This is a genomic window from Exiguobacterium sp. K1 (genome assembly GCF_033721435.1).
Lineage (GTDB): Bacteria > Bacillota > Bacilli > Exiguobacteriales > Exiguobacteriaceae > Exiguobacterium_A > Exiguobacterium_A artemiae.
In genome coordinates this window covers 42,291-66,677 of record NZ_JAOTIT010000005.1, presented here as the reverse complement: position 1 = coordinate 66,677, position 24,387 = coordinate 42,291, and the positions used below count along the sequence as shown (strand labels likewise).

Sequence of the window (24,387 nt, the reverse complement as noted above, 5' to 3'; positions counted from 1 at the left end):
TTTAAAAGGAGTGTGCGTCCGTAATGGATCGTTCGACCATTAATTCCTATGAAACTGTCATGCAGGGATTTCCTTTGCCTGCATTTATCCTGCACGTCGATTTAACTGTTCATTCTTGGAATGAGGCTGCCGAATCCTGCTGGGGCTGGTCGGCACAAGAAGTTATCGGACAATTGATTCCTCTACTCAACTCGGAAGATGCCGCGTTCAGTCGGCAAATCTGGCATTCATTTTTAGAAAAACGACAATCGATCCAATTACCTAATACAACCTTTCTGCATAAATCAGGTGAACGTTCAACAGCAACGATGCTCGTCTCACCGCTTTTTGATGATAAAAACGAGCCGTCTGGTGCTTTTTTCTGTCAATTGCCTTCTTCTACTCAACAGAATGCAAGCAAACCGCTATTCCAAGGCTTGATGGATTTACGATATGCGTTTGATCAAATCGCTTGTGTCGCCATCTTCGACGCACGGGGAACGATTCAATATGCCAATGCCAACTTGACGGACGTCACAGGATTTTGTCCAAATGCGTTGCTTGGACAAGCTTGGACGATCCTCCTTGATTCGTCGGAAGAGGCTCTTCCAATGATCCGCTCTCAAATCAAAAGAAAAAAGGCCTGGTCCGGAAAACTATCGATTTCGACCCGGGATGATTCTAAAAAAGTCCTTCGTGCCACCCTGATTCCGGTCTATGACGTAAATGGTGTCCGTTTCCAACATATCTTTATCGGGACTGATATCACGGAGACTGAACATTTGGAGCAGGAACTTGATTTTTTAGTCCATCATAATGAATTGACCCATCTGCTGAATAAACGAGGCTTCCTTCGTGAAGGTCAGGTCTTATTCTCCCAAGCATCTGATGATTTCCCGATCTCACTCATCTTATTTGATATTGATCGTTTTAAAGTCATCAACGATTCTTTCGGTACACATGTAGGCGACCAACTGTTACAAGCGTTAGCCAAACGTTTGTCTCAACATGCAAAACAGCTGTTAACGTTCCATCCGACGAGTGACTTGTTTGGTTTATTGCTAAAAGTCACCGACCGGAATGCCCTGTTCCAGTATGCCCGGAAACTGCAACAAGTATTGCAACGTCCCTATTATATTAATGGGCATTCCTTAATCATCTCCTGTACGTTCGGAATTACCGTCTATCCTTCGGAAGCCAAATCACTTGAAGATTTGTACCGCCGTTCGGAAATGGCCTTGTATGCCGGAAAATCAATCGGTACAGGAACGATTCAATATTTAACCCATGAAATGGATGAGCAGTTCACCCGGAAATTACAGCTCGAACGCTCATTATTTACGGCTTTAGAGGATCAAGCCCTTCATTTGGTCTATCAACCAATCATCAACTTGAAAACCAAACATGTCGATGGTTTTGAAGCGCTGTTGCGTTGGAATCATACGGCACTCGGGAGCATTCCTCCTGATGAATTCATTCCACTTGCGGAAGAAGCCGCTTTGATCACACCCATTAACAACTGGGTCGTCATCGAGGCCTGTGAGCGGCTCGCCATTTGGCAGAAACGGATTGCGGCTGATTTGACGATGGCCATCAATATTTCACCGCACCAGTTCCAAAGTGACTCGTTCGTCCGGACGCTGCAACACGTCGTGACCCAGAAAATAATTAATCCGCAATTCGTCACCCTTGAATTGACGGAGAACATCGCAATTTTACAAACACAGCGGACAATTGAACGGATGCAACTGATCAAAGCGCTTGGCTTCCGATTATCGATTGATGATTTTGGAACAGGTTATTCTTCCTTACAATATTTGCGTGCTTTTCCGATTGATGAACTCAAGATCGATAAAGTCTTCATTGACGGCATCGATTTAGGAGAAAACGGGTTGCTCGACTCAATCATTCAACTTGGTCAAAACTTAAAGCTGAACCTCGTCGCAGAAGGTGTCGAAACGGCAACCGCCTTACATTATTTACAAGAGACGCCTTGCCAACAAATGCAAGGATTCATTTTCTCTGAACCACTGTCTGTTGATGCAGTGGAACAACGCTTCGGCTCAGCAAATTCTGAAGACTGAGATAGATACCAGACAACAAAAAAACAGGAGCCGGATGCTGATCCGGTTCCTGTTTTGTCTATCAAGACGGATATTAACGTCCCTCTTGCTTTTTTGTCTTACAATTGAATTTGACCTCCGACCATTCCGTAAATCGCAACGGCAGCTAAGATAATTAAAATTCCGCTTGCAATCATTTCGTAACGCGACATGCCGCCCCGTTTCTGTTCCCGTTCTGCCATCAGGTAGGCAATGATACCCGGTGCATAGACGAGGGCTGCGATGACGATATACCAAATCCCTGAAGCGTAGACGAGCCACAGTGAATAGGCAGCAGCAATCGTCGAGAAGATTAACATCTTCGTATTACGTTCTGCTCGTGAAAAACGGACACTGTATACGGCAGACAACAGATACGGCAACAAAGCACAAATTCCGGCAATACTGGATAAGACTAAATACGTCTGTGCAGAAAATAAGGCGATACCCGCAACGAACTGGGTCGCAATTTGAGTGATCAGCAACGCACCGACCGGCGCCCCTTTACGGTTCGTTTTTGCAAAGAACTTTGGAAACGCACCGTCTTTCGCGACAAGGTAGGAAATTTCAGATGCAAGAATCGTCCATCCGAGCAATGCTCCTGATAACGAAATGATCAATCCGATCATAATCAATGTGGCTCCAAACGGACCAATCGCCGCTTCGAGCACATAAGCCATTGTCGGTTCTTGTAATCCTGCTAATTGCTCCTGGTTCAAAACACCGAGCGATAAGACGGAAATCAGGATGTAGATGACAAGTACTCCGACAAGTCCTACGACTGTCGCCTTCCCGACATCACTCCGTTTGTTGGCGCGTGTCGACAAGACGACAGCCCCTTCAATCCCGACGAAGGCCCAAAGCGTTACAAGCATCGTTCCTTTGACTTGCGTAAAGATACTGCCTAATTCTGTTCCTTCTCCCCAAAAATTGAGGTTAAACGTCTTCACATTAAACGCAATTGCTACCAGTAAAATAAAGATCAAAATCGGAACAAGCTTGGCGATCGTCGTAATCAGATTGACAAGTGTCGCTTCTTTAATCCCACTCGAGACGATGAAAAAAAGTCCCCAGACGACGAAAATACTCATTATCAACAAAAATACACGATTTTCTGATGAGAAAATCGGGAAAAAGTAACTGAGTGCATTAAAGACCAACGTTATGTTGGCAACTGTCCCGATCCAGGCCGAGACCCAATATCCCCAGGCACTGTTAAAACCGATAAATCGTCCGAATCCTTCACGGGCATACGCGTAAATGCCGCCCTCAAGTTCCGGTTTACTGTTTGCTAAGTGCTGAAATACCAGTGCCAGCATAATCATACCAAGACCAGTAATTCCCCATCCGATCAAAATCGGACCTGCACTTGCTTTTTGAGCCATCGCTCCCGGCAGATTAAAGGCACCTCCACCGACCATCGATCCAATGACCATTGCGGCTAAAGCAAAAAAGCCGATTTTTTGTTGATTCATTCTCTAACACGTCCTTTATTTCTTGTATATCTATTCATATCAAACGTATATTCATTCGAAAGACACAAAATTCATTATAACAAAATCAAAGCCATTGTAAAGAAAGGATTTGATCAATATGAATTGGATCCATTCGTTCCAACTAGAGGACTTTTTTAAATTGATGATAGCCGCACTGTTCGGTATCATCATCGGATTCGAACGCGAAATCAAAAATAAGCCTGTTGGTATACGTACTAGCCTCGTAATTACCCTGATCAGTTGTCTGTTAACCATCGTATCCATTAAGTCTGTCGTGCTGTACAGTACGATTGCCCCCAATGTCCAAATGGATCCGATGCGTCTTGTCGCTCAAGTCGTCGCCGGAATCGGCTTCATCGGCGCCGGCGTGATTTTAAGACGTCCGCACGATATCGTCAGTGGTTTGACGACTGCTGCCATCATTTGGGCAGCCAGTGGAATTGGCATTGCACTCGGAGCTGGCTTTATCCTAGAAGCAACGTTTTTAGTCCTCTTTTTATTTTTTTCATTGGAAGGACTGACTTGGGTCATGAAGCGGGTCAACAATAGCCGGTTCGAAGCTAACGTCATCGTTGCCCACCTGACTCTCGCAGCGGATACGGATGCTCAAACGGTCAAAACAGCATTAGAAAAAAAAGGAGTCCGCATTACTAATATCCGGTTACGCGGTCATGCGCGGCAGTTGACTTTACGGATGTATTCTCCTCATAAACTGACGATATTCATACTTTATGACTACTTGAAAACACTCGGAATTGAGCATATAGACCTTGATCAATAGAAATTGTCAGAAAATTTGTGTTGCATTTTTACTCGCTTTCACTTAAATTTACATTATGTTCACACTTTTCTGAAATCATTTCAATCTAATCGGGGGGTCATCTTTCACATGAAGAAACAAACTAAAATTGCCTTTGCTGGACTATCCAGCATGGCGCTGCTCGCAGTAGCAGCTTGCGGCCAAAGCAATGAATCAGATGGAAACTCTTCTTCCTCAAAAGAAAAAAAGCAAGAGGTGACACTCATCTCGACTACGGACGTGCCACAACTTGATCCAACAAAAACAACGGACTCAACATCCATCATCGTTACGAACAACGTCTTTGAAGGTCTCTACCGTCTTGACGGCGACAACAAACCGACTGCCGGAATCGCAGAAAGTGTCGAAGTATCAGATGATAAGAAAACATATACATTTAAACTCCGTAAAGATGCCAAGTGGTCAGATGGTTCAGCTGTTACGGCAGACGACTTCATCTACTCTTGGAAACGTGCACTCGATCCAAAAACAGGAGCAGAGTACGCATACATCCTTCAGGATTTAAAAAATGCTAACAAAATCTTAGCCGGTGAAGCAGAACTCGATTCGCTCGGTGTCAAGAAAGTAGACGATCAAACTCTTGAAGTGCAATTGGAAGCTCCGGCTCCATACTTCCTCGGATTGACAAGTTTCCCTACTTACTTACCACTCAAGCAATCGTTTGTCGAAGAAAAAGGCGACAAGTTTGCGACAAACGTCGACTCGATGCTCTTCAACGGACCATTCATTTTGGATAAGTGGCAATCTAATTCCGGTTGGACATATAAGAAAAACCCGGATTACTGGGATAAAGCAAACGTCAAAATGGAAAAAATCGATGTAAAAGTCGTTAAAGAAATTTCGACTGGTGTCAACTTGTTCGAGTCGAAAGACGTCGACTTCGCACCTATCACATCGGAGTTCGTCTCACAATACGAAAAATCCGACAACTACAAGACACGTCCAGATGCACGGATCAACTTCCTCCGATTCAACCAAAAAAATAAAGCACTTAAAAACGAAAACATCCGTAAAGCGCTTGCACTTGGTTTTGAAAAACAAGGAATTACAGACGTCATCTTAAATGACGGTTCAAAACCGGCTAACTTCATCGTCGCAAAAGACTTTACATTCACACCGGATGGGGAAGATTTCCGTGCCAAATATCCAGATCTCCAAAGCTTTGATGCAACAGAAGCGAAAAAAGCCTGGGATGCCGGCCTAAAAGAACTCGGTGTCAAAACAGTAGAACTCGATATGTTGTCACGTGATGAAGATGCCTTCAAGAAAGTTTCTGAATTCTTAAAAGGGGATCTCGAGAAAAACTTACCGGGTCTTACTGTCAACATCAAGCAGCAACCGTTCAAAAACTTCCTGGACCTCGAGTCTAAAGGTGATTACGACATCTCTGCTGCCGGTTGGGGCCCTGACTACCAGGATCCAATGACGTTCCTCGATATGTGGTTAACAGGCGGAAGCTTTAACCGCATGGAATACTCGAACAAAGAGTTCGATAAGATGATTAAAGAAGCAAAAGCAGAGCCGGATGAAGCAAAACGCTGGTCGACGCTTCAAGAAGCTGAAAAAATGCTCTTGGCAGAAGACTATGCGATTGCTCCAATCTACCAAAAAGGTGAAGCATACTTGCAACGTGCGAACATCGACAAACTATATCGTCACCCATTCGGAGCAGACATGAGCTTCAAATGGATGGAAGTAAAATAAGTATCTTCCTACCGGTTACCAGGATTCCCTTGGTGACCGGTTTTTGTATACAACAAAGACCCCTTCTGCCGGAGCCGATCGGGGTCTTTACTGTGCGATTTGTTTATAAAATTCGATTTCTTCCCGCTGTCCTTCTTCGACAGCCCGGAAAAATTCAGCAAAAAATGCGTACAAGACGGTTCGTTCCTGATAGGTCGGACCAGCTTGTCGAATGACTGAAAACGCAAGATTTCGTAACTGACGTTTGGTACGTCGATTATTCGGCAGTTCATGAAACTGATTGATAAACGAACGGTATACATCAGCAATCAACTTTTCATGACCTTCAAAATATGACTTATCCATTGAATCTGTCCTTTCTGATTGTTCTCTTCTTTTCTACGGAGTATCCTCCTGAAAAGTTTCATTAAGCTACACTTTTCACAAAGATATAAGACCTACTATAACAAGGATCAAATAATGATTCAACCGGAAAACTATTAAGAAAAGGTAAAGTCCACGTCATCACCTTTCGTGGACTTTACCTTTTCATTTAAGCTTGTACTGCAATATGTTGGAACGTTTTAACGTCAAACAATCCGCTGTCCGTTAACTTCAGATTCGGGATGACAGGCAAACAGAGGAACGACATCGTCAAGTACGGATTAAAGGAACGGTCGGCTTCTAATACATCAAGTGCATCATTGAGCGCTTCGAGTGTATCTCCGACTTCCTGGAAAGGACGACTTGTCATGAGTCCCGCAATTTCAAGAGGCAACTCGGCCAAAACCTCTGTCCCGTTGACCGCGATGACCCCACCGCCCGCTTTAACGAGTCGTTCTGCGGCAAGTTTCATCTCAGCATCCGATGTCCCGACAATGACAAGGTTGTGCGAGTCATGGGCCACTGTCGCGGCAATCGCCCCCCGCTTCATACCAAAACCTTTGACGATGCCGACTGCTGAGAAATCGGTCGCGTTGTGACGTTCGATGACGGCAATTTTTAATAAGTCCTGCTCCGGAACAGGGATAAATTTTCCGTCCTCCAAAGGGACATCCAAAATCAAATGTTCCGTGACGATACTTTTCGGAATGACACCGATCACATGCGCTTTCGGTTCCGTCAACACCAACTCAAACACCTGATCCGTGATCGGCTTCGTTTTTAATTCGCCGCGCAGTGTCGCAGGCACCGGTACTTTCTTCGATGAAATAATGGTTTTTCCGTCACGGGCGACCGCCTGTCCATTGACGAAGACTTCCTTAATCGTCACTTGATCGGCATCCTCTAAAAGGACAAAGTCTGCACGACGTCCCGGGACGATTGCTCCACGATCGTTTAGTTGATACGCATTGGCTGCATGAAGAGAAGCCATCGCATAAGCCGTTTCCCGCTTAATCCCGTGTTGTATGGCATAGCGGATATTATAGTCAATCGTGCCTTCACGTAACGTATCGTCCAGATGCTTATCGTCCGTACAGAACAGGAATCGACCGGCATTACTTTCCGTGACCGCATCAAGCACTTCCTGGAGATTCCGGGCAGCCGACCCTTCCCGGACTTCGACGTATAATCCGCGTCGCGCCCGTTCAATCGCTTCTTGCTTGCTGACCGCTTCGTGATCCGTCCGGATGCCTGCCACACCGTAGATGTTCAATTCACGTGCACCGAGTCCTGCGGCATGACCATCCACGAGTTTCCCGGCAGCTTCGATTTGTTCGATTTTTTTCAGCATATCCTGATCCGCCCGTTCCACCGCCGGATAGTCCATGACTTCTCCTAAGCCGTGCACGCCCGGATGATCCACGAAAGGTGCGAGTGCCGCTGCATCGAGCGATGCCCCGGCATGTTCAAATGATGTCGCTGGAACACAGCTCGGCAACATCATCCGCACGTCAAGCGACAGTCCTGCTGCATCGTCCAACATGAACTGGAGCCCTTCCGCTCCCTTTACGTTCGCAATCTCATGCGGATCGGCAATGACGGTCGTTACACCGAGTGGTAAAATTGCCTGTTCGTATTCACTTGGTGTCACCATCGATGACTCGATATGGACATGGCCGTCAATGAAACTCGGCGCAATGAATTTTCCTGTTCCGTCAATCATTTCAATTCCTTCATATCCGTCGCCGACAGCGGCAATGTAGCCGGAATCTACCGCAACATCCGCTTGATACGTCTCACGTGTCATGACATCGATGACCTGAATGCCTTGATAGACGACTGCTGCTTTTTCTTTTTTTGCGGCGATGGTAATAAGTCGTGCCCGAACTGTCTGATTCATCCTGTTTCCTCCTGGTGTGAACGGTATTTTTACCATCTTACAATTAGTTTGGAAGCAGTTGCAATTTATTTTTCCAACAGTCAAGATGAAAGCGTACACTTGAAAGTAAAAGGGAGGAACAGACATGAAATATCGTGTAGGTCAATTGGTTCCAAACGTTGACCCGAGCGTCTACATCGCAGACGGCGCCAAAGTCATCGGAGAGGTCGAAATCGGTAAAGATTCGACTGTGTGGTTCAATACGGTCATCCGGGGAGATGAAGGTCCGATTAAAATTGGCGAGCGTGTCAATATTCAGGACGGATCCATGATTCATCAGTATGAAGGGTATCCGACCATCATTGAAGATGATGTCACGATCGGACACATGGCAATGATTCACGGGGGAATCATTCGCCAAGGCGCTTTGATCGGGATGTCGGCGACGATTTTGGACGAAGCTGAAATCGGAAGCGGTGCCTTCGTTGCAGCCGGCAGTCTGGTCCCACCTAAAATGGTCGTTCCTCCGAATTCGATGGTCATGGGCGTTCCGGCAAAAATCGTTCGTGAAATCAGTGATCATGACCGGTTCATCATGGAACGGACGATCCGGAAATACGTCAAACGGGGTCAACAATATGCTGCTGACTGTGAGCCGGTCAAAGAAGATTTGACGACAATGTGAAAGTGTTTACAAAGTTCACCTGTTTTTAACAATTCTCTTCTATCCTGTTTACATCTTTCCCGTACACTGTAGATGTAAGGCAGGAATCACGACGGAGGAGGATTTAAAATGACACCATTGTTCGAAGAACGGTTGATGGCTGACTTGTTTTCATCCACAAATAATCCGAGTTACGGTTTACCGACTTTACCTGTATATGAAACAGATGGGTTGACGAAAGAGCTGCAAGCACGTATTGTTAACGATGCCGAGCAAAAATCCTTGAGTTTAGGAATAATTCAATCAAGAAAGGAAGAACATGTATGATTCAGCAAAATACAGTTCGCGCTTGGCTCGCTAGTCGAATCAAAAAATAATGATCTACCAGGATTACCTATTTTCCAAAACGATATAGCGCGTCAGCGCGCATGATAAAGAGCCGAAGCGGATTCCCGCCTCGGCTCTCTTTTTTTACTTTTTAATGAGTCCTTCTTCAATCAAGAATTCACGTGCCACATCTTCCGGACGTTCTTTTTCAACATCCGCTTTAAAGTTCAATTCCTGCATCTTTTTATCCGTGATCTTGTCTTTCAACAGGTTCAGGACTTCTTTTAATTCCGGGTGTTCTTCGAGTGTTTCTTGACGAACGAGTGGTACGGCATAATACGGCGGGAAAAATTCTTTATCGTCTTCAAGAACCGTCAGATCAAACTTTTTCAGTAGACCGTCTGTCGAGAAGCTGTCGATGACATTGGTTTTTCCGTTCGTTAAAGCCGTATAACGTAGTCCGCCGTCGACCGGCTGGACATCTTTAAACTTCATGTCGGGATATTTTTTCTTTAATCCCAAGTATCCGTCTTCCCGGTTGGCGAATTCAATCGTTGATCCGAGAATCAACCGGTTACTGACCGCTGCCATGTCGGAAACAGTTTTTAAGTCATATTTTTTAATATCTTCTTTTGTCATCGCAAGAGCATACGTGTTGTTAAAACCAATCGGATCGAGAACATCCACCTGGCTTTTTTCCGGAATCATTTTTCCGACCTTTTTATAGACGGCTTCCGGATCAGTTTCCACCTTTTGTTTCAGAACATCAATCAATAATGTTCCCGTATACTCGACATAAGCATCGATTTCGCCTGTTTCAAGCGCTCCATAGGCGACTTTTGTTCCGCCGAGATTGAGTTGGCGCTCGACTTCCAAATCCGTTTTGTCTTCAATGAGGTCTGCTAACATATTTCCTAAAATCAATTGCTCCGTAAAGTTTTTTGAACCGATGACGATTTTATCCGTTTTTAAGAACGAATAGGCGACCGTTCCGCCAATCAACAGGAAAATGATGGCTGCAATCGCAATTTTCTTTCCGGCCGACATCGCTTTACGGCGTTTACGTGCGCGACTCTTTACACGGCCGTCCGCAAGCGGAATACCGTTTGGTGCGACCGAATACTCGATCCGGCTGACGATGAAGTCAATGGCTAATGCTAAGATACCGGCAGGAATGGCACCAGCCAAAATCTGATTGTTATCAACGGTTTGAATCCCGGAGAAAACAAGATATCCTAATCCGCCTGCACCGATGAAGGCAGAAATCGTCATCAGACCGACTGCCGTGACGGCAGAAATCCGAATTCCGGCCATCATGATCGGTAACGCTAATGGAATTTGAACTTTACCTAAAATCTGACGATCCGTTAAGCCGATTCCTTTGGCTGCTTCCAGCATATCTCCCGGAATACTCGATAACCCGGTATACGTATTTTTAACGATTGGAAGCAGCGAATAGAGAACGACCATGATGATGGCCGGTGTCGAACCGATTCCGATGAACGGAATCAAGAATCCAAGCAGGGCAAGACTCGGTACGGCTTGGACGACGCTTGTTAAAGCCAACACCGGCTTCGCAAAACGTTGATACCGCGTGATCAAAATCCCAATCGGAATCCCGAGAACGACGGCAATGACGACGGCAAACACGGTCAATTGTAAGTGTTCAAGTAATAAATCGAAAATTTGACCGGTATTATTTTGAACATAATCTAAAAATCCATTCATTGAACTTCCTCCTCCTGAATGAACTGCTCACTCAAGACGGAAAGTAAGCTACTTCTTGTAATTAATCCACGTAATTGTCCTGATTTATTCGTTACCGGCAGATAGCCTGTTTCTTCATGGTTCATGACTTCCAGTACATCAAGCAAGGAGTCCTGCTCATCGACCGCAACCAGTTCCCCTTCCATGACGTCTTCAATTCGTACCCCTTTATCAGGAGCCGTTTGAATATTCTTCAGTTTGACGATTCCCTGGAGAATGCGATCGCGGTCTGTAATCAACAGGCTGTCGACTTTACGGCCGCGCATGATTTCAATCCCTTGCAGCAGCGTCCGTTTCCCACTGATGGAAACAGGATCTTCAATCATGATGTCCTCTGCTTTGATGAACGCCGGACTGCTCCAGATTTTATTTTTCCCGATAAAGGATTCGACGTATTCATCTTTCGGATGTCGTAAGATTTCTTCCGGTGTATCAAACTGAACGATTTCCCCATCGCGCATGATACAAATCCGATCAGCCAGCTTGATCGCCTCATCCATATCATGTGTGACGAAAACAATTGTCTTCTTGACTTCTTCCTGGAGGTTAAATAATTCTTCTTGGAGGTCATTTCGTGTGACGGGGTCAAGCGCACTGAACGGCTCATCCATCAGGATGACATCCGGATCATTCATCAAGGCTCGGGCAAACCCGACGCGTTGTTGTTGTCCACCACTGAGTTCACTCGGATAACGGTCAATGAATTGTTTAGGATCAAGACCGACCATCTGTAACAGTTCTTCCGTCCGAACATCCATCTGATCGTGGTCTTTCCCTTCAAGCCCGGCAATCAATTGAATGTTCTCCCGGACAGTCATGTGCGGAAAGAGACCGGTCTGTTGGATGACGTATCCCATATGACGACGCAATTCAATCGTATCCGTCTTCATGATGTCCTTTCCGTTGACTAAAATCGTTCCTGACGAGGGTTCAATCAAACGATTGATCATTTTTAAGGATGTCGTTTTCCCACATCCACTCGGTCCGATGAACACAACCAGCTCGCCCTCTTTGATTTCGAGAGTTAAGCCTTTTAAGACAACGTTGTCTTTAAATTGCTTCCCGACGTTTTTAAATTCAATCATTCGTTTCCACTCCTTTTACTATTTCCATATACCATATGTTCCCTATTCATTTCAGGGCTAAACAATTATTTAAGATTAATCCGTTTAGACTCATAAAAATTCGGGAATTATTTCCCTCTTTTTTAGTTTTTTTGCTCAAAAAGGGTAATAGATAAGTAGAGTCAAGTGAGAGGCAGTCATCCTAGAAAAAGGAGGCGACGTACACATGCACGGGAAATGGATTCGGATCATCATGATAGTGTTAATATCGCTTTTTCCTTTCTTTAGTTACGGTTTGACGGCAGATGCAGCCAGTTCGACGTTTGTCACAAAAGGATCGACGACGAGTAAAGTCGTCGCACTGACGTTTGATGACGGAGCAGATGGTGGAAACATCACTAAGATTTTGAGTATCTTAAAAGCCAACAATGTCAAAGCAACCTTTTTCTTAACAGGTACCGGTGCCAATAATCATCCACAATTGATTAAAAACATCGCCACTGCAACTCCGACGCATCAGCTTGGAAATCACTCCTATACGCATCCTGATTTTACGAAATTAACCGCCACTCAGATGACGAGTGAACTCTCAAAAACCGAAAACTTAATCAAGTCATTGACCGGACGGACGACTAAACCGATTTTTCGCGCACCTTTTGGCGCGAGCAACAGCGCTGTCCTTGCCGCCGTCGGGAATGCCGGATACACGAAAACGATTCAGTGGAACATCGATACAACTGACTGGAAAGGTATCAGTTCAACAGCCATTTTGGCGCGTGTCGTTCCGAACATCGTCCCGGGATCCATCGTTCTGATGCATACGGGGGCTGGTGCACCCGGTACACCGGTTGCACTTCCATCGATGATTTCGCAACTCAAAGCCAAAGGATATAAATTCGTCACAATCTCCGAATTATTAAAATTGCCTCCAAGCGGCAGTAAAACGTATACGGTTAAATCGGGCGATACCCTTTATAAAATCGCCAACCTCTACAATGTCACCGTCGCTGCTCTCGCTAAAGCCAATAACATCACGAACTACAATCTGATCAATGTCGGGCAAGTCCTTGTCATTCCGGGAACGACACCTCCTCCGCCAACAACAGTCACCTATACCGTCAAAGCTGGGGACACGCTCTACTCCATTGCAACGAAGTACGGCGTGACGGTCACCGCGCTTGCCAGTGCCAATAAAATCACGAATGTCAATTTGATTTCCGTCGGGCAAGTCCTTGTCATTCCGAAGTAACACAAAAGCGTCGCGGTCTTTACGACCAGGACGCTTTTGAATGGTTTCAGTTCTTAAGAAGACGGGATATTTTCAAGACCCAGATCACATTGAATTAAATCGGCGTACGTCTGGCGACGGACAACTTCACGCGATTCACCTTGATTAACGAAAACAACAGCCGGTCGTAAAAATTGGTTGTAGTTGCTTGCCATCGAATAGTTATAAGCGCCTGTCCCGAAGACCGCTAATGTATCTCCACTGACGGGTTTTGCTAAATCAGCAGACTCAGCAACCAGATCGCCCGATTCGCAAGCTGCACCGACAACTGTCACATGACGTGTTTCTCCTTTGATTCGATTGGCAATGACGGTTTCGTACACCGCTCCGTATAGAGCAGGCCGGATATTATCCGCCATTCCGCCGTCCACCGATAGGTACGTTCGTACACCTTGTACTTCCTTGATAGCACCAACCGTGTACAGCGTCGTTCCGGCATTTGCGACGACCCACCGCCCCGGTTCAATCCCGATTCGCGGACGATCGATCGCAAGACGCGTTGTTTCTTCATCGATGATCGCCATAACCCGCTCCATCGTTTGTTCGAAATCAAGCGGCTGATCATCTTGCGTATAGGCAATTCCAAATCCACCGCCGAGATTGACTTCGCTTGCGACGAAAGAAGTCCGCTCGCGAATCGTTTCGACGAACCCCATCATCGTCCGGGCCGTCCGCTCAAACAGTTCAATTTCTTGAATTTGCGATCCGACATGGCAATGAATACCGAGTAACACCAAATGTTCCGCTGCTAAAACAGCTTCGACGGCTTGCAGGTACGAATCATCATGCGTCGAAAAACCAAACTTCGTATCGACACCACCGGTCTGGATTTTCGTGTGCGCACCACCGATGACTTGCGGAACAATCCGGATCAGAACCTGAACGCTTTGACAGGTATCGCCCGCAATCTGGTTGAGTTGAGCGATTTCCCCGTAATGATCGATGACGATTTTCCCGACACCCTCTTCGACGGCATACCGTAAATCCTGCGTCGATTTATTTGAACCGTGGAAATAAATCCGTTCCGCCGGTACACCGGCTTTACGGGCGATGAACAGTTCGCCGCCTGTGACGACGTCAATGCCAAGACCATGTCGGACAACTTGCTGGTAAACGGCACCGATTGTCAAGGCTTTAGAAGCAAACGAAGCATACGTATTCGGATATTTCTTTAAAAAGGCGTCGCGTACGGTCGCCAGACGGTCCGTCAATTCACGTTCTGCCATGACATAAAGCGGTGTCCCGTATTGTTTGGCAAGCTCTGTTGCTGCCACCCCGTCAATCTGTAGTTCATTGTTTTGTTCCGTCAAATAGCGGCTTCCGTACATCTTGCTTCCCCCTTATAAATAACGATGTGTTAAACGCCACGAACGGGCACACATCTGTTCCGAATTATTGGCTGTCCCGGTCCGGGTGATGTCATCAATTTCGATGCCGTCTCCGTACAGAACAACTTTATCACCGATTTTCACCGTCGAATCGACGGCGATGAACGTATGACTCATAAATAACTTACTGATGATCGGATAACGTTTTCCGTTGATGATGACCGGCAGTGACGACCGTCCGCGGATAACCCCGTCCCCGTAGCCGACCGGCAAAACCGCCACACGAATCGCTGTCGGTGCTGTATACGATGTTCCGTAACCGACGTGTTCCCCTGCTGCCACTTCACGGATTTCAGCAATCTCCGTCGTCATCCGGAGTGAGGGGACGAGCCAATCCATTTTTTCGATCGGCGAATAGCCAAACAGGAATATACCGGGCCGGACATAATTGCAACAGGCGAGGCGCGGATCATGTTTGACGATCGTCGCACTGTTTTCGGCATGGATATAAGTAAAGCTATGTTTCGCCTGTAACGGATTTCCGATTTCAAGGAACCGCTCAACCTGACCGTCGTGATCGGCTCCCGGTTCATCGGCAAGCGGGAAATGCGTGTAGAGCCCTGTTAACGTCAGCTCTTGCTCCCGTACGGTTTCAAGCACCGCTGATGCTTCTTCGAGCGAACTGACACCAAAACGGTTCATCCCGACATTTATTTTTAAATGCAGTTCAATTCCCGATAAATCCGCCTGATGACGTGTCAGCCAATCGAGCGAAGGAATTCCGAGCGCTACTCCGTGCAAGCGGACCTCTTTAAAATCCGATGCCGGATTCATCGCCAGGACATAACTGTCTGGAAAATTCGTTTTGATTTCAATTGCTTCATAAACTTCTGCCACTGCGAAATGCCGGACACCGGCTTCCATCAATGTGGCGACCATTTCAATCATCCCTAAGTTGTAAGCATTGTTTTTGACCACGGCAAAAATCTGCTTGTTAGACCGGGCGAAAACCGATGCGACATTATGCCGCACCGCTTCCCGATCGATTGTAACGACAGTTCTTGAACTCATTCGGCGACAGCAGGTGTCACATGTGTCAACCAGTCCGCATATTGCGGCAATTGACCTGAGACCGTCTGTCGGTAAAGATCAAGCAACTCATCCGCGACAGTCCGTGTTCCGCCGTTGATGACGATGTGATCAATTTCTCCGACACTTGTAATTTCTGCTGCTGTACCCGTCAAGAAGATTTCGTCTGCGACGTATAACTCATCACGGCCGATATGACGCTCGACGACCGGATATCCTTGATCCTGCGCCAAACGCATGATGACTTGACGTGTGATGCCGTCTAATACCGAGCAGTCGAGTGAAGGTGTATAAATCGTGCCGTTTTTCAACATGAACAGGTTGGCGACACTCGCTTCACTTACGTTTCCGTTCATATCGAGGGCAATCGCCTCGTCGAATCCGTCACGCTGTGCTTCGCCTTTTAAGAGTTGCGAGTTCATGTAGTTGGCAGCAGCTTTTGCCTGCATCGGCATCATTGTCGACGAAACGCGGCGGTAAGAAGCGACTTTCGCGCGGATACCGGCGCCTTTATCAAAGTACTCGCCCAGTTCCCAACAAGAAATTCCGACGTGAACCGTCGTATCTTTTGCCATCAATGCCTGCCACGGTGTACCGAGGAAAACAAACGGGCGGATGTAACAAGATTCAAAGCCGTTTTTGGCGACCAGATCAATTGTCGCTTGGACAAGTTCTTCCACTGTATAAGGAATCGTCACGTGATAGAACGCGCAACTGCGGAACAGACGTTCAATGTGTTCCGTCAATTGGAAAATCGCCGGACCATCCGGTGTCGCATACGCACGGATACCTTCGAAGAATCCGCTTCCGTAATGAATCGCATGGGACATGACGCTCGTATTTGCCTCTTTTGGATCATGAAAAACTCCGTCTAACCAAATTGCTTCTCCATACTGTGTATCCACTGCCATGTGTTTTCCTCCTCTTCGACGTCAATCAGAGTGAACGTAAATCATCCACCAATTGCGTCTTCTCTGCTGTTTTTTCGTCTTTCTGTTTGATGACGCGTGCTGGAGTACCAGCAACTACGCTACCGGCAGGAACGTCTTCTGTGACGACACTGCCTGCTGCGACGACGGCATCTTTTCCGACGCGGACACCTTCAAGAATGACGGCATTCGCTCCGATTAAGACACCATCTTCAATGATGACCGGTGTTTTTGAAGGCGGTTCAAGAACCCCTGCGACCACGGCGCCGGCGCCGACATGAACGTTTTTCCCGATTGTGCCACGTGCTCCGACAACGGCGTTCATATCAATCATTGTACCATCTCCGATTGATGCACCGATATTAATGATTGCTCCCATCATGACGACAGCATTGTCACCGATGACGACATGATCACGAATCCATGAACCCGGTTCGATCCGTGCGTTTAAATGGCGCGTATCAAGCATCGGTACGGCACTGTTCCGGCGGTCATACTCGACGTGAACTTCCGTGATCCGGTCTGCATTCTCTTCTAAGAAAGTTGACGCAAGTCCTGCATCCGCGAAGAAAATTTTAGATTGATCGGTTCCGAAAGCTGTTGCCCCTTCAATCGTCAGTCCTGCCAGGTCCCCGTTAACGTACAGTTTGACCGGTGTTTGTTTTTTAGCGTCTTTAATAAATTTCGCAATTTCAAAAGCATCAGTTAATAACATGTGAATCCTCCTGTGTGTAAAGCGTCTCCAGTGTATAGAGTCCCGCTGATTTTTGGATGAGTGCTTCTGCTGCCTTGATCGCACCTGAAGCAAAGACTTTTTTTGACAGCGCCGTATGCTTGATTTCAATCAATTCGTCAACACCGGCGAACAATACTTCATGTTCCCCGAAGATCGTTCCGCCCCGCATCGAGTGCATGCCGATTTCATTCGCTTCCCGCTTCTCGCGTGTTGATTCCCGTTCATAGACGGGTGTGACGTCCCGCAAATCTTGAATCGTCCGCAACAGCAGCTCCGCCGTTCCGCTTGGTGCGTCGACTTTTTGATTATGGTGTTTTTCCAGCAGTTCGATATCGAATGCACCGGCGAGCGGAACGAGTGTTTTTAACAGCTGTTGCATCATCGCGATCCCAAACGACATGTTATACGATTGGAAAATCGGAATCTGTGTTGACGCCTCGCGGATCGTCTGCAGTTCTGCGTCCGAGAAACCGGTCGTCGCGATGACGAGCGGGGTCTTCGTTCGGATACCGTAGGCAAGCAAGTCCGGTAAGAGACTCGGATGTGAAAAATCAATGATCGCATCCACTGACTCCGTCATTTCGGCAAGCGTACCGTAAGACGGTACCTGTTCCGCCGTTTTCGTTTTGTCGATGACGGCGACGACGGCATCCGGTGCCAGTTCGTGCACGTAATGTCCCGTTGCCCCGTATCCGTGAATGGCGAGTCTCATCCAACCACTCCTTTGTAACTCCGCATCGTCTCAAGAAGATGGCTATGACCGGCTTCCGACTGGCGAACAAGCGGCAGACGCGGTGCACCGACAGCCAGACCGATTTCTTCGAGTGCTGCTTTGACCGGAATCGGGTTGACATCGCTGAACAATGCCGAGATGACAGGCATCAAATCACTTTGAATCCGGCGCGCCGCCGTGTAGTCATTCGCAAGTAACGCTTCTGCCAGTGCTTGAGTTTCCGCCGGATATGGATTCGACAAGACGGAAATCACACCTTGTGCTCCCCATGCCATATACGGAAGAATTTGATCGTCGTTGCCGCAGAAGACGGCAAAATCAGCTGGTAACGCCGTCATCAATTCACCCATGAAGCTGACATCTCCGCTTGCTTCTTTAAAGGCTTGGATATTCGGATGTTTCGCAAGCGTCACGGCTGTTTCGACCGAAATCGCAACTCCCGTCCGTGACGGCACATTGTACAGCATGATCGGTAAATCGACGGCATCTGCGACCGCCGTGAAATGAGCGACGAGTCCGGCTTGCGACGTCTTATTGTAGTAAGGTGTGACCAGCATCGCTGCATCCGCACCGAGCCGGGCTGCCGTCTGTGTTTTCTCAATCGTCTGTGCCGTGTTGTTTGTTCCGGTTCCGGCAATGACCGGGACACGGCCGGCTGTCACACGGACTGCCGTTTCAAGTAACGTCTCAAACTCTGCATTCGTCAACGTCGACCCTTCCCCGGTCGTCCCGCCGACGACCAATGCTTGAATGTTTGCTGCTAGTTGTTGCTCGATCAGTTGCTCGAATACCGCTAAATCCAGTTCACCGGTTGAGGTAAACGGTGTAGCGAGTGCTGTTCCTGCTCCTTTAAACATATCGGATTCCTCCTCGTTTCTTACGAATGGATTGAACTTTCAAGCGCTTGACGCGCGACTTGGACGGCGTTCGAAGCGGCCCCTTTACGGATGTTATCAGCGACGCACCAGATGTGGAACGTATTCGGCAGGCTCTGATCCTGACGAATCCGGCCGACGTACACCTCGTCTGTTCCGCTTGCATCAAGCGGCATCGGATATTGATTATGACTGACATCATCGACTAAAACGACGCCAGGTGCTTCGGCCAGAGCAGCACGAATCGCTTCAACACTTGTTTCCTGCTCAAACGTGACATTGATGGCAACGGAATGTGAATTCGTGACCGGGACACGGACACACGTCGCGCTGACGGGCAACTCCGGCAAACGAAAGATTTTCCGAGTTTCGTCAATCATCTTCTGTTCTTCCTTTGTATAACCGTCCGGTAAGAACACATCGATATGCGGCAAAATATTATCATGAATCGGGTGTGGATAGTTGACCGGTTCTTCGCCGCGACTGCCGCGGGCTAAATCCTCGATTCCCTTTTGACCGGAACCGGATACGGCCTGATACGTCGTATAGTTGACGCGCTTCAAACCAAATGGTTGAAGCGGTGCCAAGGCGACGACCGATTGAATCGTTGAACAGTTCGGATTGGCGATCAAACGATCGTTCGGTCCGATTGCCTGCGAATTTACTTCCGGTACGACAAGCGGAATATCTGCCTGCATCCGGAACGCACTGGAATTATCAACGACGAGTGTTCCTGCTGCAGCAAGCAACGGGGCATACTGTTCACTGATGGTACCGCCAGCTGCGAACAGTGCGACATCAATCCCGTCTTTCGTGATGTTTTCCGATAACGCTTGAATCGTGACGTCCTGTCCTTTGAACTGAACGATTTTCCCGGCTGAACGGGCTGAAGCATAAGCTGAAATCTGACGGACCGGAAAATCGTGTTCCGCCAGGACTTGTAACATTTTTTGACCAACGGCGCCGGTTGCGCCAATGACTGCGACATGATACATATGATTTCCTCCTTACAGATCGAATGCTTTTGCGATTGCTGCGACAGTCCGTTCGATATCGGCCTGGGCAATCGTATATGAGATGCTGATTTCTGATGTCGTAACTTGATAAAACGTGATGTTTTCCGCCCGGAACGTCGCAAACAATTTCGAAGCGACCCCGGTTGCGTCCCGCATCCCGATTCCGACGACGGATAACTTGGCATGCTGGTTATGACGGTCGACTTTGACCGTCGGGAAACGATTGATGATATCCTGCAGTGCTTCTTCCAAAAACTCTTCTTCATCCAGCGGACAAGAGAAGGAAAGGAAGATGTCACTGTCAAACGTCGTCTGACTGATCATATCGATGTTGACGTGACGTCCTGATAACAGTTCAAAGATATCCGCGACCGCCGAGTTCGTCTGCGGTACATGCTTGATTGACACCGTCAACACGTTTTTCGTTACACTGACGCTCGTGACCGCTTTTTGTTCCATCGTTTCCGTTGCCTCCATAATCCAAGTCCCTCTTTCCGATTCTAATGTTTTTCCGACGAAGATGTGGACGCCGTATTTTTTACCGAGTTCGACACTGCGCATCTCCATGACTTTTGAACCGAGTGCACTCATTTCCATCATCTCATCGTATGAAATGTGTGGAATCGGTTGTGCCGTTGCATGAATCCGTGGATCAGCTGTGTAAACACCGTCGACGTCCGTGTAAATTTCACATCGTTTATCAAGAACCGCGGCCAATGCGACGGCTGTCGTATCCGATCCGCCACGACCGAGTGTCGTGACATCCCCGAGCTCATTGACGCCCTGGAAACCGGCGACGATGATGACGTCGTATGTCTCCAGTTTTTTCCGGAGCAATTCGCCGTCAATCTGTTTGATTTTACTTTTCGTGTGCAGTCCCATCGTGCTGATGCCTGCCTGGGCCCCTGTCTGCGACAAGGCTTTTATCCCGAGTGAGTTCAGGGCGATGCTGAGTAATGAAATCGTCTGTTCTTCACCGATTGCAAGCAGCCGGTCCAGTTCGCGTCGTTCCGGACGGTCCGTTATCGCCTGCGCCTGGGCAATCAATGAATCGGTCATTTTCCCCATTGCCGACACGACGACGACTAATTTTTCCCCTTGTTCCGTCCGATTCTTCAAATAATTCGCAATTGACTGAATCTGTTCGACAGTCGCAACCGAACTACCACCAAATTTAAGTACAGTTGTCACAATCCTATCTCCTTTTGTCCCGAAACAGAAAAAAACGACGGGCCGGTAGGAGCGTTCCTACGGCCCGTCGTTATCACGATCGGACAAACGATGACAGCGTCATACGTTCTTTTACGTAAGATAGCGCTCCGAAACGTGGGTTTCGGCAGTACAACGGATCTTAACCGTTGTACCAGCAATCAAGAAAAAGCATCTTCTTGTTCACTTCGGCGGATTTCCCCTTTCACATCACTTGGCATGCTTGCCTTGAATAAGTGTTGCTACTGATGTCATCCGCGCCTCTATCTGTCGGTTGTTAGTTACAGTTATAGCAAACATTTTTTGTTAAATCCAGTGATTTGCCAAACTTTTTTTGAATTTTATAATTTTTCAAGTTGCTTCTTCGCTAATGCGAGTTGATCCCGGACGGCCGTAAAACCGGTCCCGCCGTAACTTCCCCGTCGTGCGACCGCCTGAACCGGATCTAACAACGGATAGACATCTTCTGCAATGACCGGATGGAACGTCTGATACGTGGACAGCGTCAAATCTTTTAAGAAACAGCCGCTTTGGACACAATGTAAGACGGCTTTGCCGACGATTTCATGTGCTTCCCGGAACGGAATCCCTTTTGTGACCAGATAATCCGCCAGTTCCGTTGCATTCGAGAAGTCTTGCATCGTCGCCTTCTTGAGCGCTTCTGTCTTAAACGTAGCCGATTCGATCATGCCTGTAAAAATTTGAACGGATTGTAACACGGTATCAGCGGTGTCAAAGACACCTTCCTTATCTTCCTGCATATCTTTATTGTATGCGAGTGGTAATGCTTTCATCGTCGTCAGGAAACCCATCAGATTTCCGTAGACACGACCTGTTTTGCCGCGGATCAGTTCCGCGAAATCTGGATTTTTTTTCTGCGGCATCATGCTTGATCCCGTCGAAAACGCATCGGACAGCTCAATGAACGAAAATTCTTGCGACGCCCAGATGATGATTTCTTCGCAAAAGCGTGACAGATGCATCATGACCGTCGACGCGATGCCAAGGTATTCAATCACGAAGTCCCGGTCTGAGACCGCGTCCAAACTGTTCGGATAGACGTGTTCAAAACCGAGTAGTTCAGCTGACTTGAACCGATCAATCGGGAAAGTCGTTCCCGCCAGTGCCCCGGCACCGAGCGGCGACATCCGAATCCGTTTCAGGTTATCGGTCAATCGATCGGCATCCCGTTCAAACATCCAAAAGTAAGCGAGCAGATGATGCGCGAGTGAGATCGGTTGCGCCCGTTGCAGGTGAGTATAACCTGGCATGACCGTCTCGACATGTTGCTCCGCCTGTTCCGTAATGACGGATTGCAGGTTGCGGATACTGGTCAGAAGTTCAAGAACATGCTGTTCCATCCAAAGGTGGAGATCAGTCGCGACCTGGTCATTTCGACTGCGCGCCGTGTGTAGCTTCCCGGCAACGGGACCAATCTGTTCCGTCAGTAACCGCTCGAGATTCATGTGGATGTCTTCATCCACTGTCGTATAGACGTGTTGCTCGAGTGTCGTTTGCAACTGTTTAAGACCGGCTTCGATTTGTTCCCACTCGGTCTTTTCAAGAATTCCCTGTTCATATAACATCTGCGCGTGCGCAAGACTCCCCTGTAAATCAACGGCTGCTAATTTCTGATCAAACGAAATCGATGCTCCGAAGGCCTCCGCTTGAGCGGAAGCACTTTCCGTAAAACGTCCGCCCCATAGTTTCGTCATTTTTTCACGCCTTCCTGACGATGGACACTGGCATGTGTCGAAATCGCAAGACCGTGTAATTTGATGAATCCTTTCGCTGCTTCGTGATCAAAGGCATCTTCTTTTGTATACGTCGCGAGTTTCTCATCGTAGAGCGAAACTGCTGACTGACGTCCTGTGACGGTTGCGTTCCCTTTATACAGTTTGACACGGACTTCACCGGTCACGTCCTGTTGCGTTGCCGTCAAGAACGCTTTGAGGCCTTTTGTCAGCGGGGCATGGAACAATCCGTTGTAAATCGTTTCTGCATATTGTTTGCTGAGAATCGGTTTAAAGTGGGCAACGTCTTTCGTCAATGTGATCGTTTCAAGTGCTGCGTGGGCTTTGAGTAAGACTGTCGCACCCGGGCACTCATACACTTCACGTGACTTGATGCCGACCAAACGGTTTTCGACATGGTCAATCCGTCCGACACCGTGTGCACCGGCAATGATATTCAGTTCTGTAATCAGCTTCGCCAGCGGATACGCTGTCCCGTTGATTGAAACCGGAACACCTGCTTCAAAACCGATGATGACTTCTTCCGCTTGATCCGGTGCGTCTTCCGGTGCGACCGTCAAAGCGTATGCATCTTGCGGCGGCTCTGTCCATGGATTTTCAAGGACACCACATTCGTTACTGCGTCCCCATAAGTTCATGTCGATTGAATACGGGCTGTCGAGATTAATCGGAATCGGAACGTTGTTTTCTTTTGCATAAGCGATTTCTTCTTCACGTGACCATTTCCATTCGCGAACCGGTGCGATGACTTCGAGCGACGGATCAAGAGCAGCAACCGAAACTTCGAACCGGACTTGGTCGTTTCCTTTTCCGGTACATCCGTGGGCGACTGCTGTGGCACCGTGGGCATGTGCCACTTCAACCAGTTTTTCAGCAATCAACGGGCGAGATAAAGCGGAAATCAATGGATACGCACCTTCATAATGCGCACCATATTGGAGGGCCGGCAAAACAAAGTCATTTGCGAATTCATCTTTGACATCAAGAACAATCGATTCGATCGCACCGACGAGTAACGCTTTTTCTTTGATGACCGACAAATCTTTTCCTTCGCCGACATCCATGCACAATGCGACGACGTCATAGTCCTTGCTTAACCATTTGATGGCGACTGAAGTATCCAGTCCACCCGAATACGCTAAAATCAATTTTTGTTTTGTCATTCTTATTTCCTCCTTGAATTCGACTGTATCTGTCTGTATAAAAATTCACTATGAATTATATATATACATAGACTTTCAAAAAAAGAAACCCTTTTTTCAGGA

21 protein-coding genes and 1 riboswitch are annotated in these 24,387 nt (G+C 47.5%); of the genes, 6 read left to right on the top strand and 15 right to left on the bottom strand.

The window, feature by feature from the left end; translation table 11 throughout:
* The first annotated feature begins 23 nt into the window (after positions 1-23).
* Positions 24-2,063: an EAL domain-containing protein gene (locus N7U64_RS11360; RefSeq protein ID WP_318929834.1), complete on the top strand. Its 2,040-nt coding sequence runs from the start codon at positions 24-26 to the stop codon at positions 2,061-2,063.
* A gap of 98 nt (positions 2,064-2,161) precedes the next feature.
* On the opposite strand, the gene N7U64_RS11355 is transcribed toward N7U64_RS11360, so the two are convergent.
* Complete coding sequence (locus N7U64_RS11355) at positions 2,162-3,556, bottom strand: basic amino acid/polyamine antiporter (protein ID WP_131504294.1); 1,395 nt, start codon at positions 3,554-3,556, stop codon at positions 2,162-2,164.
* Positions 3,557-3,674: 118 nt separating this feature from the next.
* Here N7U64_RS11355 and N7U64_RS11350 point away from each other — a divergent pair, with 118 nt between their 5' ends.
* Together N7U64_RS11350 and N7U64_RS11345 are read left to right on the top strand one after the other, a co-directional pair.
* Positions 3,675-4,358: an MgtC/SapB family protein gene (locus N7U64_RS11350; RefSeq protein WP_114596918.1), complete on the top strand. Its 684-nt coding sequence runs from the start codon at positions 3,675-3,677 to the stop codon at positions 4,356-4,358.
* Positions 4,359-4,466: 108 nt separating this feature from the next.
* Positions 4,467-6,101 carry a peptide ABC transporter substrate-binding protein gene (locus N7U64_RS11345; RefSeq protein WP_131504296.1) on the top strand — a complete coding sequence of 545 codons (1,635 nt, stop codon included), beginning with the start codon at positions 4,467-4,469 and terminating at the stop codon, positions 6,099-6,101.
* 87 nt (positions 6,102-6,188) lie between these two features.
* On the opposite strand, the gene N7U64_RS11340 is transcribed toward N7U64_RS11345, so the two are convergent.
* Both N7U64_RS11340 and ade read right to left on the bottom strand, forming a co-directional pair.
* Positions 6,189-6,446: a hypothetical protein gene (locus N7U64_RS11340; RefSeq protein ID WP_318929833.1), complete on the bottom strand. Its 258-nt coding sequence runs from the start codon at positions 6,444-6,446 to the stop codon at positions 6,189-6,191.
* A gap of 187 nt (positions 6,447-6,633) precedes the next feature.
* The gene (gene ade / locus N7U64_RS11335; protein ID WP_318929832.1) at positions 6,634-8,364 is read right to left on the bottom strand and encodes an adenine deaminase; all 1,731 of its coding nucleotides are present in this window, start codon (positions 8,362-8,364) and stop codon (positions 6,634-6,636) included.
* Between the two features lie 124 nt (positions 8,365-8,488).
* Between ade and N7U64_RS11330 the strand changes: the two genes are divergently transcribed.
* Together N7U64_RS11330 and N7U64_RS11325 are read left to right on the top strand one after the other, a co-directional pair.
* The gene (locus N7U64_RS11330; protein ID WP_318929831.1) at positions 8,489-9,028 is read left to right on the top strand and encodes a gamma carbonic anhydrase family protein; all 540 of its coding nucleotides are present in this window, start codon (positions 8,489-8,491) and stop codon (positions 9,026-9,028) included.
* A 108-nt stretch (positions 9,029-9,136) separates the two neighbouring features.
* Positions 9,137-9,334, top strand: coding sequence for a hypothetical protein (locus N7U64_RS11325; protein WP_318929830.1), 198 nt, complete (start codon positions 9,137-9,139; stop codon positions 9,332-9,334).
* A gap of 144 nt (positions 9,335-9,478) precedes the next feature.
* Here the strand turns inward: N7U64_RS11325 and N7U64_RS11320 are convergent, their stop codons facing one another.
* Positions 9,479-11,062, bottom strand: coding sequence for a glycine betaine ABC transporter substrate-binding protein (locus N7U64_RS11320; RefSeq protein WP_318929829.1), 1,584 nt, complete (start codon positions 11,060-11,062; stop codon positions 9,479-9,481).
* Entirely contained in the window at positions 11,059-12,186 is a 1,128-nt protein-coding gene (locus N7U64_RS11315) for an ABC transporter ATP-binding protein (protein ID WP_012369400.1), read from the bottom strand. The genes N7U64_RS11320 and N7U64_RS11315 overlap by 4 nt, the downstream gene beginning before the upstream one ends.
* A 205-nt stretch (positions 12,187-12,391) precedes the next feature.
* Between N7U64_RS11315 and N7U64_RS11310 the strand changes: the two genes are divergently transcribed.
* On the top strand, positions 12,392-13,414 hold the full coding sequence (locus tag N7U64_RS11310) for a LysM peptidoglycan-binding domain-containing protein (protein ID WP_318929828.1): 1,023 nt from the start codon (positions 12,392-12,394) through the stop codon (positions 13,412-13,414).
* A gap of 53 nt (positions 13,415-13,467) precedes the next feature.
* On the opposite strand, the gene lysA is transcribed toward N7U64_RS11310, so the two are convergent.
* The 10 genes from lysA to N7U64_RS11260 all read right to left on the bottom strand — a co-directional run bounded on the left by lysA (position 13,468) and on the right by N7U64_RS11260 (position 24,285).
* Positions 13,468-14,781, bottom strand: coding sequence for a diaminopimelate decarboxylase (lysA, locus tag N7U64_RS11305; RefSeq protein WP_318929827.1), 1,314 nt, complete (start codon positions 14,779-14,781; stop codon positions 13,468-13,470).
* Between the two features lie 12 nt (positions 14,782-14,793).
* Positions 14,794-15,852, bottom strand: coding sequence for an alanine racemase (gene alr, locus N7U64_RS11300; RefSeq protein WP_318929826.1), 1,059 nt, complete (start codon positions 15,850-15,852; stop codon positions 14,794-14,796).
* Complete coding sequence (locus N7U64_RS11295; RefSeq protein WP_012369396.1) at positions 15,849-16,781, bottom strand: branched-chain amino acid transaminase; 933 nt, start codon at positions 16,779-16,781, stop codon at positions 15,849-15,851. Before N7U64_RS11295 ends, alr begins: the two co-directional genes overlap by 4 nt.
* 25 nt (positions 16,782-16,806) lie before the next feature.
* On the bottom strand, positions 16,807-17,514 hold the full coding sequence (gene dapD / locus N7U64_RS11290) for a 2,3,4,5-tetrahydropyridine-2,6-dicarboxylate N-acetyltransferase (protein ID WP_290829615.1): 708 nt from the start codon (positions 17,512-17,514) through the stop codon (positions 16,807-16,809).
* Positions 17,501-18,247 carry a 4-hydroxy-tetrahydrodipicolinate reductase gene (dapB, locus tag N7U64_RS11285; protein ID WP_318929825.1) on the bottom strand — a complete coding sequence of 249 codons (747 nt, stop codon included), beginning with the start codon at positions 18,245-18,247 and terminating at the stop codon, positions 17,501-17,503. The genes dapD and dapB overlap by 14 nt, the downstream gene beginning before the upstream one ends.
* A complete protein-coding gene (gene dapA / locus N7U64_RS11280; RefSeq protein WP_290829611.1) occupies positions 18,244-19,125 on the bottom strand; it encodes a 4-hydroxy-tetrahydrodipicolinate synthase in 882 nt (293 codons plus the stop codon). Before dapA ends, dapB begins: the two co-directional genes overlap by 4 nt.
* Positions 19,126-19,145: 20 nt before the next feature.
* Positions 19,146-20,138 (bottom strand): aspartate-semialdehyde dehydrogenase, encoded by a 993-nt coding sequence (locus N7U64_RS11275; RefSeq protein ID WP_318929824.1) that lies wholly within the window; start codon positions 20,136-20,138, stop codon positions 19,146-19,148.
* Between the two features lie 12 nt (positions 20,139-20,150).
* Positions 20,151-21,350, bottom strand: coding sequence for an aspartate kinase (locus N7U64_RS11270; protein WP_012369391.1), 1,200 nt, complete (start codon positions 21,348-21,350; stop codon positions 20,151-20,153).
* Between the two features lie 113 nt (positions 21,351-21,463).
* Positions 21,464-21,642: riboswitch (Lysine riboswitch) on the bottom strand.
* Positions 21,643-21,709: 67 nt separating this feature from the next.
* Complete coding sequence (argH, locus tag N7U64_RS11265; RefSeq protein ID WP_318929823.1) at positions 21,710-23,083, bottom strand: argininosuccinate lyase; 1,374 nt, start codon at positions 23,081-23,083, stop codon at positions 21,710-21,712.
* The gene (locus tag N7U64_RS11260; protein WP_318929822.1) at positions 23,080-24,285 is read right to left on the bottom strand and encodes an argininosuccinate synthase; all 1,206 of its coding nucleotides are present in this window, start codon (positions 24,283-24,285) and stop codon (positions 23,080-23,082) included. Before N7U64_RS11260 ends, argH begins: the two co-directional genes overlap by 4 nt.
* Positions 24,286-24,387 lie beyond the last annotated feature (102 nt).